This is a genomic window from Mycoplasmopsis gallinarum DSM 19816, from assembly GCF_000621085.1.
GTDB lineage: Bacteria > Bacillota_I > Bacilli_A > Mycoplasmatales > Metamycoplasmataceae > Mycoplasmopsis > Mycoplasmopsis gallinarum.
Map to the genome: position 1 here is coordinate 128,763 of NZ_JHZE01000005.1, position 16,461 is coordinate 145,223.

A 16,461-nucleotide genomic window follows, 5' to 3' on the forward strand; every position below is an offset into this window, starting at 1 on the left:
TCATATTTTTTAGTATGCGCCTTTTTCAGCTTCAGTGTTAGTTAAAATTGAAACTGAACGACTTGTGCCAAATCTTGTAGCTCCGGCATTGAACATATCAATCATATCTTGCATAGTTGAAATACCACCAGCAGCTTTGATTAACATTTCATCACCTGCAACTTTTTTCATTAAAACAATGTCATTTAAGTTAGCACCACGAGTTGAAAAACCAGTTGAAGTTTTAATAAATTCTGCACCTGATTTTTTCACAATTTTACTTACTTCAGTAATTTCTTCATCAGATAATAAAGCTGTTTCAACAATTACTTTTAAAATGTGATTGCCACAAGCGGCTTTAACTGTTTTAATGTCATTTAACACATAATCATAATCTTTATCTTTTAATTTTCCAATGTTAATTACCATATCAATTTCGTCAGCCCCAGCTTTAATTGCTTCAGCTGCTTCAAAGGCTTTAACACTTGAAATTGAATTTCCTAATGGAAATCCTACAACAGTTGTGATTCCAACTTCTGTGCCTTGTAATTGTTCTTTACAATATGCCACTCATGCTGAAGGAACACACACAGTTTTGAAGTTAAATTCTTTAGCTTCCTTAATCAATTTATCCATAATTGCTTGATTAGTATCAGCTTTTAAATATGTATGATCAATCATACGGTTGTATTCTTTATTCATAATTTTCCTTATTAAGCTAATTTATCTAAAATAATTTTATTTTCAACTTTATCAATACCAATTTCGTAAGCTTGACTTAAGTCATTAATTAATGACTCATCAATTGGTTTTGATGAATAAAGAGTGAAAAGCAATTCATCTTTTTCAACAAAATCATTTGTTTTTTTATGCAAAGTAATACCAGCTTCAAAATCAAGTTGATCTGCTTTAGTTGCCCGACCAGCGCCTAATTTCATAGCAACATTACCAAAAGTTAAACTATCAAAAATATTTAAAAATCCTGAATTAGTTGCATAAATATCTAATTTATGTGCTGGATTTCAGAAATCTTTAGCAAATAATGAATCAACATCTCCACCTTGTAAAGCGATAAATTCTTTAAATTTAGCTAAAGCTTTTCCATTTTTAATTACTTCATCAACTAACTTCAAGCCATCTTCATATTTGTCTACTTTTTTCGCTTGCATTAAAATAGTTGCACATGATGAGTAAACTAATTCATTAAAATCAGCAGGACCTTTGCCCTCTAAAGTTCAAATTGCTTCTAAAACTTCATTTTTATTTCCAATTTCTTTTCCAATTGGCCGATCCATATTAGTAATTTCGGCTCTAACATCAACATTTAATCTTTTACCAATATTAATCATTGTTTGTGCTAAAGCTCTAGCTTGATTAAGGTCTTTCATAAAAGCGCCTTTACCACATTTAACATCTAATAAAATCGCATTTGAACCAGTTGCTAATTTTTTAGACATGATACTTGCAGCAATTAAATAAAGAGACTCAACTGTAGCAGTAACATCTCTTAATGCATAAAGTTTTTTATCTGCTGGTACTAAGTTTGCACTTTGTCCCATAATGGCAATGTTGTGTTTTTTAACTTGTTCGATAAATTGTTTTTCAGTTAATTCAACTGTAAAACCTTTAATAGATTCTAATTTGTCAATTGTTCCACCAGTGTGACCTAATCCACGACCTGACATTTTAGCCACTGGCACATCTAAAGCAGCAATAATAGGCGCAACAGCTAAAGTAGTTTTATCACCAACTCCACCAGTTGAGTGTTTATCAACTTTAATTCCTGGAATTTCTGATAAATCAATTACTTCACCAGAGTGCATCATTTTTAAAGTAAAGTGTGCTAATTCTTCTGTTTCCATCCCATTAAACATAACAGCCATTAAAAAAGCTGACATTTGATAATCAGGTGTATCACCCTTTACATAAGAATCGATTAAGAAATCGATTTCCTCATTAGTTAAAGTTTGTTTTAAACGTTTTTTTTCAATTAAATCTACTACACGCATAATTTATTAAGCTAAATTTAAAGCAATCTCCATCATTTTTGTAAAAGCTTCTTGTCTTTCAGCAGCTGAAGTTTCTTCATGAGTAATTAAGTTATCGCTGATTGTTAATAAACAAGCAGCATTTTTTCCTGTTGCTTCAGCATTTGTGAATAAAGCGTATGATTCCATTTCTACACAAAGTGCTTCAGTTTCTTTAATTCTTTCTTCAAGTGGCACAATTGAATAGAAAACATCTGATGAGTGTACTCTACCTTTAACAATTGGAATGTTTAATTCTTGTGCAACTTTTTCAATTTTGTCATTTAATTTTTGTGATGGGTAAGCAATATTACCTTCTTTACCTAAAGCAATTCTTCTGAAAGCATCCCCATCAGCAAACGCTTCAGTTGCTAAAACTACTTCATATAAATCTAAATCTTTTTGGTATGAGCCTGCTGAACCAATTCTAATAATGTTATCTACATCATAAAATTTGAATAATTCATATGAATAAATTCCAATTGAAGGACATCCCATTCCTGATCCTGCAATAGTAATTTCTTTACCTTTATATGTTCCTGTAAACATAAACATATTTCTTACACTATTTACTTGTTTATATCCTGGGTCCAAAAATGTTTCAGCAATAAATTTTGCTCTTAATGGATCTCCTGGCATAATAACTGTTTTGGCAACTTCACCTTTTTTTGCACTTATATGTGGTGTCATTATATTCTCCTTATTTTGTAAATTATTAATTTAAAAATTTATAAATAAAAATGTGTTTTTATTATAAATTATTTAACCTTGAAGAATTTTAAATGCCAAAGTTTAATTCATTGAATATGAAAAAATACCTCTTTTTTTCATATTCATTTTTTTATTTTTCATTAATTTTCAATTGAAAATATGAAAAATTGCATTTCAATCTATGCTAATGTGTTTTAAATTAAAAGTTTAATTAATAAGTTAATAAACACTTTTTATTAAAAATATATAATTAAAGTATAAGGTGGTGTTTATGAGAAGAATAAAAAAACTTTTTGCTATTTCTTCAATTATTATCCCATTTATTGGAGTTTCTTTTAAAACTGAAACTTGCGATAAATGGGATAATTTTTTTAATCAAGAAGAAATCAAATTTAATGTAGAAAACAATGAAATTAATTATAAAAAATTGCCAATTGTTGATGTAGATAATGTGTCTACTGATGTTTTTGTAGAATTTATAAATTTAAATGAAAATTCAGATGTAAAAATTTTTAATTCTTTAATTAAAGAAAAAATTAAAAATGAATTTTACGGAATAAAAAAAATTGAGTGTTTCAATTCTTTGCCTTTAATTTTTATTGATTTTGAGAATACGACAACAAGAGATATTTTTATAAATGAAATAAAACAATGAAAATTTTTAAAAATGATTTTTACGGTTAATAATGATGATATAGAAATAAAAAGCACTGGAAGCACAATCAATTTAGAAAATAATTTTTGAAGTTGATATTATCCGACTCTTGAGTCAGAAAATCAAATTCGAAATTGAAAAAAATATAATGGCAAACTCGAAGAACATATTTCGCCATTTATGAAACAATTTAAATTTTTAAATCTTGAAGATTATTTTAATAATAAAGATATATATACTAATGATCTAAAATATAAATTAGATCAGATTCATGACCCTATTTCAAATGTTGGTATAGTGGAAGTTAGTTATTATAATGGCAAATATAAAAATATTAGTAAAAATAGATTTTCAAAAATAAAAAATTTAAATGTTTTTCAAAATAATGATCCAAATTTAAATTGAATTACAGAAAGTTTGGATAATTTAAACCAAATTGATGTAGAAGAGACCAAATTAGCTCTTGAGCATCAATTTTCTAGTCATGCGACATTAGTTTCTTTGATTATGTCTAGTCCATTTGGTGTAAATAAGTATGCAAAAACGTATTATAGTTTTATTAATCCAGACACTCAAAAAAATCTTTTTAAGAGTTTGATGGACAGTTATGATAAATTATGTAAAAAAGATGTAAAAGTTATAAACAATAGTTTTGATTTTATAATTAAACAAAACAGACAACTTTATTTATTAGATAAAATTAATGATTTAATTGAAAAGAAAAGTAATGAAGGTGTTTTATTTGTTTTTGCTGTTGGAAATTTAAGAGAAGATTTAAATAATGGTAAATGGAATGCAATTCAAGAAGAAAGAAATTTAATTAAAAACAAAAATGTTTTAACTGTTGCAGCAGCGGATATCGATATTTATCAAAATAAATGAAAACCAGCAAATTATTCAATTTGATATGAAAATGCTGGTATCAACGTTGAAAGACCGCATATAATTGCACCTGGCACATTTATTTCTTCAGATTCTATAGTTTACGATGAAAACATTATTATTCCTGATTATGGAACAAGTTTTTCGGCTCCAAGTATTGCAGGATTGATTTCTCTTTGGTTAAGAAGAAAAGAAGCAAAAAAAATTTCAGGAATGCCTGGAATATATATGGTTCCTTTATCAAAAGCTGTTTTAGCTGCTTCATCTTCGCAAAAAAATAATTCTTTTCTATCCAAAGAAACGAAAAAAAAGAATGGTTTATACAACAGAAGTGGTGTGGGAATGCCAGATTTTAAAAAAATGATAGAAATAACAAAAAATATAAACTTTTTTGATGCTCCAATCGAAGAAGAACATGAAAAAGAACTTAGAAGAACTAAAAGAATTTTACTTTTACCAAATCAAAAGATTAGAGTTGCGTTATCTTCTACTATGAAAAGTCAATTAAGAAAAGTTACTAAATTAGTTGAAGAATACAAGCCACCTGTATATGGACTAAAATTAGTAGATACTCAATCTCGTGAAATATTGGCTGAAACAGATTTAGAACATTCATCATCAATTAAAATTCTAGAATATGTTAATACAACTAATAAGGCTATAACTGTAAATTTTAAAATTAAAACTAAGTTAGATAATAGTAACAAATATATTAATCAAACTACAAATAAAATAGTAACAGCACATTATGTTGAAAATATTTAAAAAAAGTTTAATCATTGCGCCTATTGTTACTATCTTAACTACTTCAATTAGTTGCGAATATAACAAATATGTAAATAATAAAGATACTGAAGAAATAATTGCTAATTTGAATGATGGTAAATCTCAATTAATTGCTGATGAAAATGGTAATTTTAATACTTTAACTAATTTTAGAACATCAACTATTTCAAACATATTAACTACTAAACCAACAGTTAAAAGATTTTGATGATGATCTCTTAATCCAATGGGAATATTAGGGCAAAAATATGAAGAACTTAATATCTCTCAAAATCCTAATTTCAAAATAGATGAAAACTATTGAATTAAAGAAAGAAAAAACAATTCACAAATAATTTTTGGAGAAGTAAATACCTTTAAAATTAATTCAAAAAATAAAAAAGAATTAGAATATTCACCCATTAAATTAAAAAAAATGATTAATTTAACTCCTTTAATTGTAAATAGTGAGGAAATTTATGCACTCGCATCTAATGATATATTTAATTTTATTCCAAACATTTTGCAAACAAATGCAAGAATTCCTATAAATGAAAAGATTGAATTTTATAATTTTAAAACAAAAAAAATAGAAGAAATTAATGAACGTTTTGCAATTGAACCAATAGAAATAAAAAATCAATTTTCTAATAAGCAAATTGTTTTAAAACTTAATTTTTATGCAAATAGTCTTAACTTAAATGAGGTGATTAAGCCAATAAAATTAAATTTATTAACTGATAAATATTCCTCTAAATTTAATTTAAATAATGGTCTAGAAAACAAGGAAATTGACTTTAAAAAAATTTTTACTTATAATTATCTTTGAGATCAAAAATTAGAAATGCTAGATTCAATAAGACCTGCTCAATATAATAAATGAGAAGAAGCTTTTATTGAATTAAAAGAAGAAAGAAAACTAGATTTTGAGATTTTTTTAACTTCTTGAATGTTTGAAAATGATTCTATACCTTTTTATATTTCAGGTTTATTTACAAAAGAAAATAAAGAAAAAATTAATAATTTTATTTCTGATCTTGATAATAAAATCAAAAGCGGTGAATTCATTTTACCTACAACTAAAAAAGAATTTATTAATAGTAATCTTTTTATTGAGTTTATGAAAACTTTAATTCCTGATAAATTAGGTTTTTGAAGAACTTCAATTAATAAAGATTTAAAAATTTATACTTTTAGAGAGTATTTCCCTTTTTTAGATTTATCTGAAAATTCTACTGAAACAATTTTAAAAGAAAAATTAGCTTTTAACAAACGTCAATTATTGCCAATTGATTATTATCAAAATTTAGGCAATGTTGTTTATCGGATACAAGATGATCAAAAAATTCCTTATTTAATTGTTAATTATGCAAATAGTTATATTGATAGATTATCTAAAAAAGAAAAACAAGCAATAGAAAAATTGAAATTTGACAAAACTTTTTCAATTGCAGAAGCAATTGACCCTAAAATTATTGAATTTGTAAATGGTTTTAATGAATAAAAAAGTAAAATCTTATTTGTAAGAATAACAATTAATAAAATCATAAGAGGAATATTATTATGAATAAAATGAAAAAAATAATTAAACTTAGTCCAATCTTTCCAATTGTTTTTTCACCTGTTTTTATTGCTATATCATGTAATAAACAAACAAGAGAAGAAAAAGAAACCGAATTAAAAAACTTATATGATCAATTTATGAATAAAATTTTGACATTTGTTCCACTTTTAGGCAACAATTTACAATCTCTTTTTAATTCTATGAGTGAATTAAATAATAAAGATGAATTTACCAAAGAAATTGCCAAATATGATGATGAAAAACTAGATGCTTTAATAAAAGTGCTTAAAGATTCTATTGCGGTTTTAAATGGCAAAGAAGTTGCTGATCCAGTGTTTACAAGTGAAAAACAAGAAGAGTTAGCTTCTTTAATTGACCAAATGGTTGAAAAAATGAAAACTCAAATAGCCAATATGCCAGATCCACTCAAGGAAACTATTGGATTATCATTGAAAAATTTTACTATCATCAAATTAATCATCCCACTTATGAATGATGAACAAATTAATACAATATTGCCAACTTTAAAACAACAATTAAGTATTTTTCTAAATGAAAATTAAAATTTAAAATTAAAGATAATTTCAAAAGCTTGAGTTTAATCTCCATTAGGACAGGTTACTCAAGCTCAAAAAAGCTCAAAAAACATGAAATACAATTTTCGTGTTTTTTGATTTTATTTTAATTTGATAACTAAAAGTTTTATTTTTAATATCCAATTGCAATACTTAAAAGTTAAATAAATAATTCGTTTTTAATTACAAATTTAGTTTTTTTTAATAAAATAAAAAAGAATTTATTTATAGTAAATTCAATTTGATCAAATTAAATTTAAAACACTAATATGGATTCATTTGGGTGTGCTAGTAGAAATAGTGCTAAATGTTAGAAGTATTAGGAAGTATTAACAAACTAAAGGAAATTTAAAATATGTCAGAATTAAATAAAGAAGTTGCTACTCAAGAAGTAAAAGCAACTAAAGAAGAAAAAAAATTAATCGTTTCTAAAGATAAATTATTAGAAGCTGGTACTTACTTTGGTCACAAAGCAAGTCAATGAAATCCAAAAATGAAAGATTACTTACTTCCACAACCAAAACGTGGAATTCACATCATTAATTCAAATTCTACTCTTCAACGTTTAGAATTTGCATTTAAATTATTATTGAAACAATTAAGTAAAAATCCACGTATGAATGTGATTTTTGTTGGTACAAAAAAACAAGCAAAAGATGCAATTAAAGAAAATGCATTAAGAACAAATAGTTTTTATGTAACTGAAAGATGATTAGGTGGTACATTTACTAATTTTTCAACAATTAACAAAAGAATCAAATTTATGGAAGAACTTGAAGCGCAAGCAGAACAAGGCTTCACTAATTTAGGTTACACCAAAAAAGAAGCATTAGAAAAACAAAAAATGCTTGATAAATTACACAAAAACTTAGAAGGAATTAGAAGAATGAAAGAAATTCCTTCATTAATGATTATTGCTGATCCAAAAGAGGATGAAATTGCTGTCAAAGAAGCAAGAGCAAAAGGTGTAAAAATCATCGGAATTATTGACTCTAATGTAGATCCTGATTTAGTGGACTTTGGTATTCCTGCTAACGATGATTCAGCTAAAAGTATTAATTTAATTATCACTATCTTAGCTGATGCAATTGCTTTAGCACGTGGTGGAAAAGCTAAATATGCATACCAAGGTGACGAAGCAATCGTTTTACCTAAATTCGAATCAGAAAAAAGAGAAGTAAAAACAAATAAATACTTCACCAAAAAAGAAGAAACTAACAATGCTTAATTTTGTTAGTTAAGGAGCAAATATGTCAGTAAACAAATTAGAATTAATCAAAGAATTGCGTGAAAGAACTAACGGTGGAATGGTTGATGTTAAAAAAGCTTTAGAAGCTACTGACTATGACATCGAAAAAGCAATCGTATGATTAAAAAGTAATGGAAAAATTAAAGCAGCTAAAAAAGCTGGTCGTGTTTCTGCAGAAGGTTTAATTGCTCTTGCTGGAGATAGCAAAAAAGCTGTTATGGTTGAAATTAACAGTGAAACTGACTTCGTTGCAAAAAATGAAAAATTTGTGGCTTTTGTTTCAGAAGTTGCTCAAGCATTATTAAAAACAAATGCTCAAACAATGGAAGAAGCTGAAAAAGCAATTTTCAACAACAATGAAACTATTGCAGAAGCAGTTGAAACAATGACTGCAACTATCGGAGAAAAAATTTCTTTCCGTAGATTTGCTTTAGTTGAAGCTGCTGAGGGTGAAATTTTAGGACACTTTGTACACGTTAATGGACAAATTGGTTCTATTATAAAAGTTAAAGGCGCTAACGAAGAAGTTGCAAGAAATGCAGCTATGCACTTAGCCGCAATGAAACCTGAATTTATTTTTGAAAATGAAGTTCCTGCGGAAAGAATTGCAACATTTAAAGCAGAATTTGTTGAACCAGCAGGTTTTGATAAAAAACCAGCAAACATTCAAGAAACAATTAGAAATGGTTCATTAAATAAAAAATTAGGTGAAATTGTTTTTGTTAAACAAGCATTCATGATGGACGAAGCTTTAACAATTGAAAAATATTTAGCTAACCATCACGAAGAATTAGTTTCAGCAGTACGTTTTGCAGTGGGCGAAGGTATTGAAAAAGTTGAAACAGATTTTGCAGCAGAAGTTGCAGCACAAATGACAGTTTAATTTAATTGAAAAATAAAGCAGAAATGCTTTATTTTTTATTAACTTTTAAAAAACATAAAAAATTGAATTTTTTACCTCTTAATAGCTTTAATTTTCATTTTTTTCAAATTATTAACAAAAAAGAAATTGATTAAAATAAAAAATAAAATCAATATTGAAATTTTTAAAATTTAAGTATGGAAAATGTAAATGTAAATATGAATAGCTATAATCAAGCACCTTTTCCATTACCTGTTTTAAAACCACTTGTGCTTGATGAATTATTTATTAAAAAAATTAAAGGAGATAAGTTAAAAACCCAAATTATTTTGCTAATTGCAGAAGATGAGGAATTTGTATTTTTTATTAACGGATTAGAAGAAAAGAATTTTGATAATTCTAATCCTGACCATATTTCAATCATTTCAAGTGAAGGAATGGATGAAAATGGAAAATTACAACAAATATCATCTATTAAGGGAGTTGATATAGGAACTATTTTTAAAATCAGATATTTTGATTTAATAGATAAAATTATTACTAAATCGGATGAAATTGAATCATTACCTTATTTAGGAATTAATGATCAAATCAATATTGTGGAACAAATTACAACAAAATTAAATTCTAATGATAATTTACCACATTTAGTAATTATTCGAAAAAAGGAGCAAAATTAAGGAGAACAAAAAAAACGCACTTAAAGGGGTGCTCACATAGGGATTTACAAAATCAAGTAAATTTTTATCTGACACTCCTCAAGCGGTGCGAATGGAAAGACCACACATTAGGAATTTACCTTTTGTGTGGTCTTTTTCTGTGCCTTTACTCGTCCTTTGAAAGAGTTTCAATTGCAAACCTTCCACCGAGCCGGAAAGCATATATAAAGATTTCTCTCTCCAAAAGGCTGTTCATTTCAGAAACCGCATCGTCATATTTTTCCAAGACTTCCTTTTAAGCATCGGTTAATGTTTCTGAAAGGCTTGTTCGGTTTTTGTCCATAAGGCGTAGTAATGGCTTTATCTCCGGGTGTTGAGCAGCATATTGTTCTTGCGGAAATATATTCCCATACCAAAACTCCTCAAGTAGTTTCCTCATTGTATCCCTCCTCACATAAAGAAAACGACCGCATCACCGAGAGCATTCCCGGTAACACGGTCGTTTTTGCATTTTTAACTGTTTTTCGTTTTAATTGCTGCATAGTGCTGCACCTCCTTGTAGCACGACACTATACCATACAATTTTGAGAAAGTCAAGACAATAATTTACTCATTTATCAGGGCATATTTCTACATTAACCAAACAGGAGTTTTGGCGATTAATAACATCACAATACACCTTATATGCGAACTCATAATTCGGGAACACATATGGGATTTCTGACACACACCAACAGTCCCATTCGCTACTATTCGCCCAAATAAAACAAGGTTCTCCTTCACGCACGCATTTAATAATAAACATTTGTGATCACCTATAATAGTATATGCGTGTGTGTTTTAATTATGATTTTTGTTGCCAAACATTTTCGAATAGTGTTTTTGCCAAATGTACCGAACGTGAATCAATATCTTTATCACTCCAACTATCATATCGAGAAGCAAATTTAGTGGTTGATTTAAAGCAAGAACTTCTATATACAACAATTTTTTCGTCAAAATTCTTATCATTTAAATTTTTGTTTTCTCGCTGCAAAAGAGGCAGCATATTTCCTATATAACAAGCTTTTCCTCCTTGCGAATCTGCTTTTATGTGTTCAATAGTAAATGTAGGTAATACACCATCTTCTATGCCTGCTGTATGTAATTCAAACTCTCTTATTATATGCTGGCACCGTTTTTTTGAATTATCAGATAATTCAGGGTACTTATCCTTATGTTTACTAAATCCTATCTTATAGAATTGTTGACAAAAAAGTTCGTAATTAGGCTTTTTTTCATACAATGCTGTTATGAATGCATCAAGTTTTTGTTTTGAATAAGTTTGTGACAAAGCAAGTGAATTTTCATATATTAAGTCTTCAAGTTCATTAGCTTTCCTTTGACAAATGGTGAAATAAACTGATATGAAATTTTTTATATTAACAACAAATTTATTTAAATAAGATTCCGACATCTGACCATTTTCAAAAGCAGACAGAACGCTCAACAAAAGCGGACGGAACTGTTTGTTGTTTATTTCGTTCAAATATTTTAATACATATTTTACAATGTTACTGTATTCACTTGTGTCCGGTTCACATATTTTTTTATATGTTTTGGCTTTTTTTAATAAATCATCCAACAAATTATTAACTTCAGCAGGTTTAACATTATCCCTTATTTGTTGATATTCTTTTGTACCAGCAACTTTGCCATATTTATGTGTAATATAATGCGAGAAAAACAATTTTACGGTTCCTTCTTTGCAAGTTTCCAGCGTCCCTATTATATTGTTCCATTTTTCTTCCGGCAAATCGGAACCAGACGAACCTTTCGCATACATGAAAATGTAGTTTTTTATTAATTCCGCTTGTTCCAAAGGAACCCCTCTTGCATTCAATGTTTCAAAAACGATATACCCTTCCTGTTCTTCAGTTGAGGTTATCTCAATGCAGCTTAAAGCAAGAATTGTTTCACGAACATCTTTTAGCCAATTGGATTTTCTTTCGTAGGTCGGTAATTCATTTAAAGATTTTTGTATAAGGTTTATTAAAAGATTGCAATTTTCAACGAACTTTTTATCGTATGTGGAAAGTTGCTTGTTTATCTTTTTGCAAAAATCATATGCATCAAAACAATCAATGTTTTTTATGCAAAAATCAAAGATGAGCATCGAATAAATAGAAAAGTAGCTATTATCAATCCTCATATTATATTTATCTTCAATCTCATCATCCTTTGATGCCACGTATGGAATAGTATTTTCAGCTAAAGTGCTTTTATCATACTTTTTTAGAAATTTGATTATTATAGCAAGTAATAAGGTTAATGTTGTTAAACGCTGTTGTCCATCAACTACTTTTAACTTTTTTCCTTCTTTTTGAAAAATAAAGCTTCCAATGAAATGGTTATATGTAGTTCCATTTGATGAACACTGCATATTATATAAAATATCATTAAATAGATATTCTATCTGTTCCCGTTCCCAGACATATTTTCGTTGGTTCCTCGGTATTGTATATTGAGAATCAATAAGTAGAATTTTGGTCAAAGCAGTATCTACTGCTGATAAAGACATTATTTTTCCTCCTTCCTAAATACAAACAAATACTCGTGTGCTATAAGCAAAAAGTTATATTTGACACTATTTGTTTTCCAATATCCAGTCGCTTTACAATTATGCTGTTCTTTAATGATTAGTTCTTTTAATTTGAATCCTGCTTCTTCAAAAACACGCATTACATCAAAAGACATTGGTATCATATGTCCTTTCTGACGTGTATCTCCCATCAGCACAGCACAAAACCTGTCCTTTTTCAAGACTCGATAACTTTCTGACGCAACTTTCTTCATTTCTTCAATAAAATCCTTGACTTTTAATTGGGATAAGTCCCCATCAATTCCTTCGCTATATTTAATGATATCTGCATATGGCGGATGTGTACATATCAGGTCTATGCTTTCGTCAGGGATAAAATCAAGGTTTCGTGCATCACCTTTTTTTATATACACCTTGCCAGTAGCAAGCTGATAATCAAAGGCTGTTTTTTCTTTGCATCGCTCTATAGCAACATCGTTTATATCAACTCCGATTATATCTCTATTTAAGAGTTTTGCTTCAACAAGAGTGGTGCCTCCTCCGGCAAACTGGTCAAGAATCAAATCGTTCTCTTGCGAATATCTTAATATAATATTTCTCGGTATATATGGTGACCAGTTTCCTCTCCATTTTGCATCATGAGTAGCCCAATCGCCACGTTTTGGAAATGACCAATGTGTCGTCATTTCCAGTTCGAAATCTTCCGGCTCCCATTTCTTTATTTTTTTCATATGCACTATCCTTTTCACAATTTACTTATGGCTCAGGCACGATTCCCCATGTCATGCTTCTGCCGGAGTAATTCCAATATCTTATGTCTTGCTCAATAAAAAGCCATTTTATTGTCTTTAAAATATGATCCACGGGTAATCCTGATGAAAAAGAAATGTTTTCTATGTCAGTTTCAAATACATCGTTGCACTCGTATACTTTCTTCAATAAAGTATAAAGTTTTTTATACATTTCAGGATCTTCAGCCTTTTTTGCTTGTAAATCTATGCCTAAATCGTCATGCTTGGGATAATTTCTACGTCTTTTCCCAGGTTCTGCATAATTTGCATTTTCTACACACACCAAAAAATCAAAACCGAAATGAAGATTTGCCGGACGACGAAGATAAACCCTATTTCCATCATCCAAGGTTTCAACGTAATATGTATATCTTTCAGTTTCGGTTGAATTGCCGGGGTCTTCCTCTGAAAGAGCATTGACAACCCTTAATCGCACTTCATTTCGTGTTCCTTCATTTGAAAAAAAACGTGTGATTTCATGTTCAGCCATATCATTTGCCTCCTTTTGTTTAACATTCTAAGTTATAATATCTTAACTACAAACCGAGGAACTCCAGTGGAATTGCATTAAAGAATATATGGCATCCAACGGAATTGATATAATTATGAACATCAAGGTAACATTTTTGTTGAAACCAATCATTGCAAACGTATAAATATTCTACATCGTAAGGAGTGTCTTGAAGTAATTTTTGATATTGTTTCTTTTTGAAGTCACAAGTTTGAAGTTTTTCATCCACAGAGCCTGAATCGTGCTGAAACTTTTTTTCGATTATGTACACTGTATTATTATTGAAATTCAATAAAGCTTCATCAGGTAACAGTTTCTTGGAAATATAATCTTCCCAATTAATTCCTTCCGGCTCCAATATTACCTTATAAAAGGCGTGCTTGGGTGCAATTATTCCTATACAATTGTTATGTTCATCTTTAATGACATTTCTATCGTTTATTGAATATCCTGCATTTAACAATGCTTCTTCGAGACTTGTTTCTTGCTCAAATCTCAACCCGTTCGCATTGGTACGAGCTCCACCGCCATATATATTTACTGGCATATTTACACCTCCATTATTTGTTATACAAAGCTAATACATCATACACAAATTGCTTTTGAAAATAAAAAGCATGATTCTTATTAGAAACATATCTTCCGTAAGTGGATGAATATATGGGGTGATAAGGTTGAGAATCCTTGCTTCTTATCTGTATATGTTCGCCATTCGATGTATGTATAAAACCATCATGACTATTTTCAATGTGATATCTAAGTTGTTTGCAAATATTATAATAATCATCTCTCCATATATTCAACAGATATGAAAACCTTCTGTCAGAAAGGTCGATATGTATAGCATCTAAAAACATCCAATTACGAGGATTGCCTACTTTGCAAACTGGAACATAAAGCATATTGCTGATTTTTTCATAAAGATGTGTTTCTTCGAAAGTTCTTTCTTGAAGCAATTCATCAATAATACTTGATATTTGAGTGATAAACACGGTCTCCAAAGGTTTCCCGGTTGCATCACATTTATTGCTCTTGAGCTCACCATCTTCAAAATCAATATTAAAACTATCAAGTTTTTTCCCAAGAGCTAATTCAAGCAGCTGCCCGGTTTTTCCTTTGTTTTTTATAATCGTCAAAAAATCTTCTTCTGTAAATATTTCAGAAAAAGGTATATTACATAAATTGAATATCTTTTCTTGTGCTTCTTTCAATCTCATATCATTATTTCCTCCACAAGAGATACACACTGCGGAATAACATTCCACAGTGTTAAAAATATTATTTAATTAAAGTTATGTGTTTAGAAGTTCGATATTAAAAGTTCTTTTATTTTGCCTCTTGCTTCACTATTGCTGTTTATCATTCTTGTAGCTTCTACACGTTTTATCTGATGCTTGCTATAAATGGTATCAAAAAATTCGTCATCTTCATTTATGTTTTTTGGATCGGAATTACTTATTACTATTTTGGCACCTTTTTTATGCATATTATCAACAAAGTGAGCAAGTTCTATCTGTTCCTCGTCTGTAAACAGACTTTCTGTATATGCAGTAAAACTTGATGTTTCCGTAAGCGGTCTATATGGTGGGTCAAAGTAAACAAATGTATTTTCATCAATAAAACTCGCAGATTCCTTATAATCTCCACAAACAATTTTTACTTTTTGGAGTTTTTCTGCTACAGCACGAAGATTTTCTTCATCACAAATAAGTGGGTTTTTATATGAACCCATAGGAACATTGAATAACCCCTTTTTATTTACTCGGTAAAGACCATTAAAACAAGTTTTATTCAAGAAAATCATTAGGGCAGCCTTTACAATGTTTTGTGTTTCATCTCCATTAACCTTGATAACATTAAATTGCTCTCGCATTGCCATATAGTATTTTTTTCGAGCTTCAAGATCAAGAGATATGTATTCGTCTTGATATGTTTTCAAAAGTTTAATCAATGCATCCGTCATATTTTTAATGACATAATAAGTGTTTATTAATTCTACATTAATGTCACTTATATATATTTCTTCAAGGTTATACTTGCTTAATACATCAAAAAGAACAGCTCCTCCACCAACAAACGGCTCTGCATATTTTGTGATCTTACTATTTTCAAATGGGTAATATTTTTCAATTTCTTTTAACAACTGACCCTTGCCGCCAGCCCATTTCAAAAAAGGACGTACAGTTTTTTTACTTTCGGAAACGTACCTTGTACTTCTTGCATCAATAGGTTTATTTGCAGTTGTCGGAATGATCCACATATTGCCTACCATAGTTGCTCCTTCGATACGATTTTCGGAACATAGAACAGCCACTCTTCTTTGGGAAATTCCCCATCTGTTAGCAGCTTCTCGTGCAGATATAAAGTTCATACTAATACACTCCTTGCATATTGTAAGTATTATTATATTCCAAAACTCGAATAAAAGCAATACCATTTTGTTAATTTCTACTTTTTGCACAAGTATTTTTATCTTTTATTTACACATAAAACATATAACAATAGAAACTCACATTAAGTCGTATTTATTACGGCTTTATTTTTTTGCATTTTTTTGATAAAGCTCCCTCAAAACGCCCTTCATTTCTCCGTAAGAAGGTGAAAGAAATATTTTCAAAAACACCCCTATCAAAACGCTTTTGAAATCTCC

The 16,461-nt window shown here is 28.9% G+C and carries 15 protein-coding genes and 1 pseudogene; 6 read left to right on the forward strand and 10 right to left on the reverse strand.

The window, feature by feature from the left end; genetic code table 4:
* Positions 1 to 9: 9 nt before the first annotated feature.
* From deoC to deoD, 3 genes are read right to left on the reverse strand one after another with little or no spacing between them, the layout of a single operon-like run.
* Positions 10 to 681, reverse strand: coding sequence for a deoxyribose-phosphate aldolase (gene deoC / locus Q346_RS0100640; RefSeq protein WP_027332617.1), 672 nt, complete (start codon positions 679 to 681; stop codon positions 10 to 12).
* An 11-nt stretch (positions 682 to 692) separates the two neighbouring features.
* Positions 693 to 1,988, reverse strand: a complete 1,296-nt coding sequence (locus Q346_RS0100645; RefSeq protein ID WP_027332618.1) for a thymidine phosphorylase — start codon at positions 1,986 to 1,988, stop codon at positions 693 to 695.
* A 6-nt stretch (positions 1,989 to 1,994) separates the two neighbouring features.
* On the reverse strand, positions 1,995 to 2,696 hold the full coding sequence (gene deoD, locus Q346_RS0100650) for a purine-nucleoside phosphorylase (protein WP_027332619.1): 702 nt from the start codon (positions 2,694 to 2,696) through the stop codon (positions 1,995 to 1,997).
* 292 nt (positions 2,697 to 2,988) lie between these two features.
* Between deoD and Q346_RS0100655 the strand changes: the two genes are divergently transcribed.
* The 6 genes from Q346_RS0100655 to Q346_RS0100685 all read left to right on the forward strand — a co-directional run bounded on the left by Q346_RS0100655 (position 2,989) and on the right by Q346_RS0100685 (position 9,949).
* Complete coding sequence (locus Q346_RS0100655) at positions 2,989 to 5,019, forward strand: S8 family serine peptidase (protein WP_027332620.1); 2,031 nt, start codon at positions 2,989 to 2,991, stop codon at positions 5,017 to 5,019.
* A complete protein-coding gene (locus Q346_RS0100660) occupies positions 5,003 to 6,523 on the forward strand; it encodes a hypothetical protein (RefSeq protein ID WP_027332621.1) in 1,521 nt (506 codons plus the stop codon). Before Q346_RS0100655 ends, Q346_RS0100660 begins: the two co-directional genes overlap by 17 nt.
* A gap of 59 nt (positions 6,524 to 6,582) precedes the next feature.
* Entirely contained in the window at positions 6,583 to 7,146 is a 564-nt protein-coding gene (locus tag Q346_RS0100665; protein WP_027332622.1) for a hypothetical protein, read from the forward strand.
* Positions 7,147 to 7,513: 367 nt separating this feature from the next.
* Entirely contained in the window at positions 7,514 to 8,386 is an 873-nt protein-coding gene (rpsB, locus tag Q346_RS03740) for a 30S ribosomal protein S2 (RefSeq protein ID WP_036437813.1), read from the forward strand.
* A 22-nt stretch (positions 8,387 to 8,408) separates the two neighbouring features.
* Complete coding sequence (tsf, locus tag Q346_RS0100675) at positions 8,409 to 9,290, forward strand: translation elongation factor Ts (protein ID WP_027332623.1); 882 nt, start codon at positions 8,409 to 8,411, stop codon at positions 9,288 to 9,290.
* Positions 9,291 to 9,487: 197 nt separating this feature from the next.
* The gene (locus tag Q346_RS0100685; RefSeq protein WP_051521777.1) at positions 9,488 to 9,949 is read left to right on the forward strand and encodes a hypothetical protein; all 462 of its coding nucleotides are present in this window, start codon (positions 9,488 to 9,490) and stop codon (positions 9,947 to 9,949) included.
* 145 nt (positions 9,950 to 10,094) lie between these two features.
* Here Q346_RS0100685 and Q346_RS04280 read toward each other — a convergent pair.
* The 7 genes and pseudogenes from Q346_RS04280 to Q346_RS0100720 form a co-directional block, all read right to left on the reverse strand.
* A pseudogene (locus tag Q346_RS04280) lies at positions 10,095 to 10,439 on the reverse strand (DUF6809 family protein).
* Positions 10,440 to 10,772: 333 nt separating this feature from the next.
* Positions 10,773 to 12,488, reverse strand: a complete 1,716-nt coding sequence (locus Q346_RS0100695; RefSeq protein ID WP_027332625.1) for a DUF262 domain-containing protein — start codon at positions 12,486 to 12,488, stop codon at positions 10,773 to 10,775.
* Positions 12,488 to 13,240 (reverse strand): TRM11 family SAM-dependent methyltransferase, encoded by a 753-nt coding sequence (locus Q346_RS0100700; RefSeq protein ID WP_027332626.1) that lies wholly within the window; start codon positions 13,238 to 13,240, stop codon positions 12,488 to 12,490. The genes Q346_RS0100695 and Q346_RS0100700 overlap by 1 nt, the downstream gene beginning before the upstream one ends.
* A gap of 25 nt (positions 13,241 to 13,265) precedes the next feature.
* Entirely contained in the window at positions 13,266 to 13,790 is a 525-nt protein-coding gene (locus tag Q346_RS0100705; protein ID WP_027332627.1) for a hypothetical protein, read from the reverse strand.
* A gap of 46 nt (positions 13,791 to 13,836) precedes the next feature.
* Positions 13,837 to 14,358, reverse strand: a complete 522-nt coding sequence (locus Q346_RS0100710) for a hypothetical protein (RefSeq protein ID WP_036437816.1) — start codon at positions 14,356 to 14,358, stop codon at positions 13,837 to 13,839.
* A 13-nt stretch (positions 14,359 to 14,371) separates the two neighbouring features.
* The gene (locus Q346_RS0100715; protein WP_027332629.1) at positions 14,372 to 15,028 is read right to left on the reverse strand and encodes a PDDEXK family nuclease; all 657 of its coding nucleotides are present in this window, start codon (positions 15,026 to 15,028) and stop codon (positions 14,372 to 14,374) included.
* An 83-nt stretch (positions 15,029 to 15,111) separates the two neighbouring features.
* Positions 15,112 to 16,182, reverse strand: a complete 1,071-nt coding sequence (locus Q346_RS0100720) for a DNA adenine methylase (RefSeq protein ID WP_027332630.1) — start codon at positions 16,180 to 16,182, stop codon at positions 15,112 to 15,114.
* Positions 16,183 to 16,461: the final 279 nt, after the last annotated feature.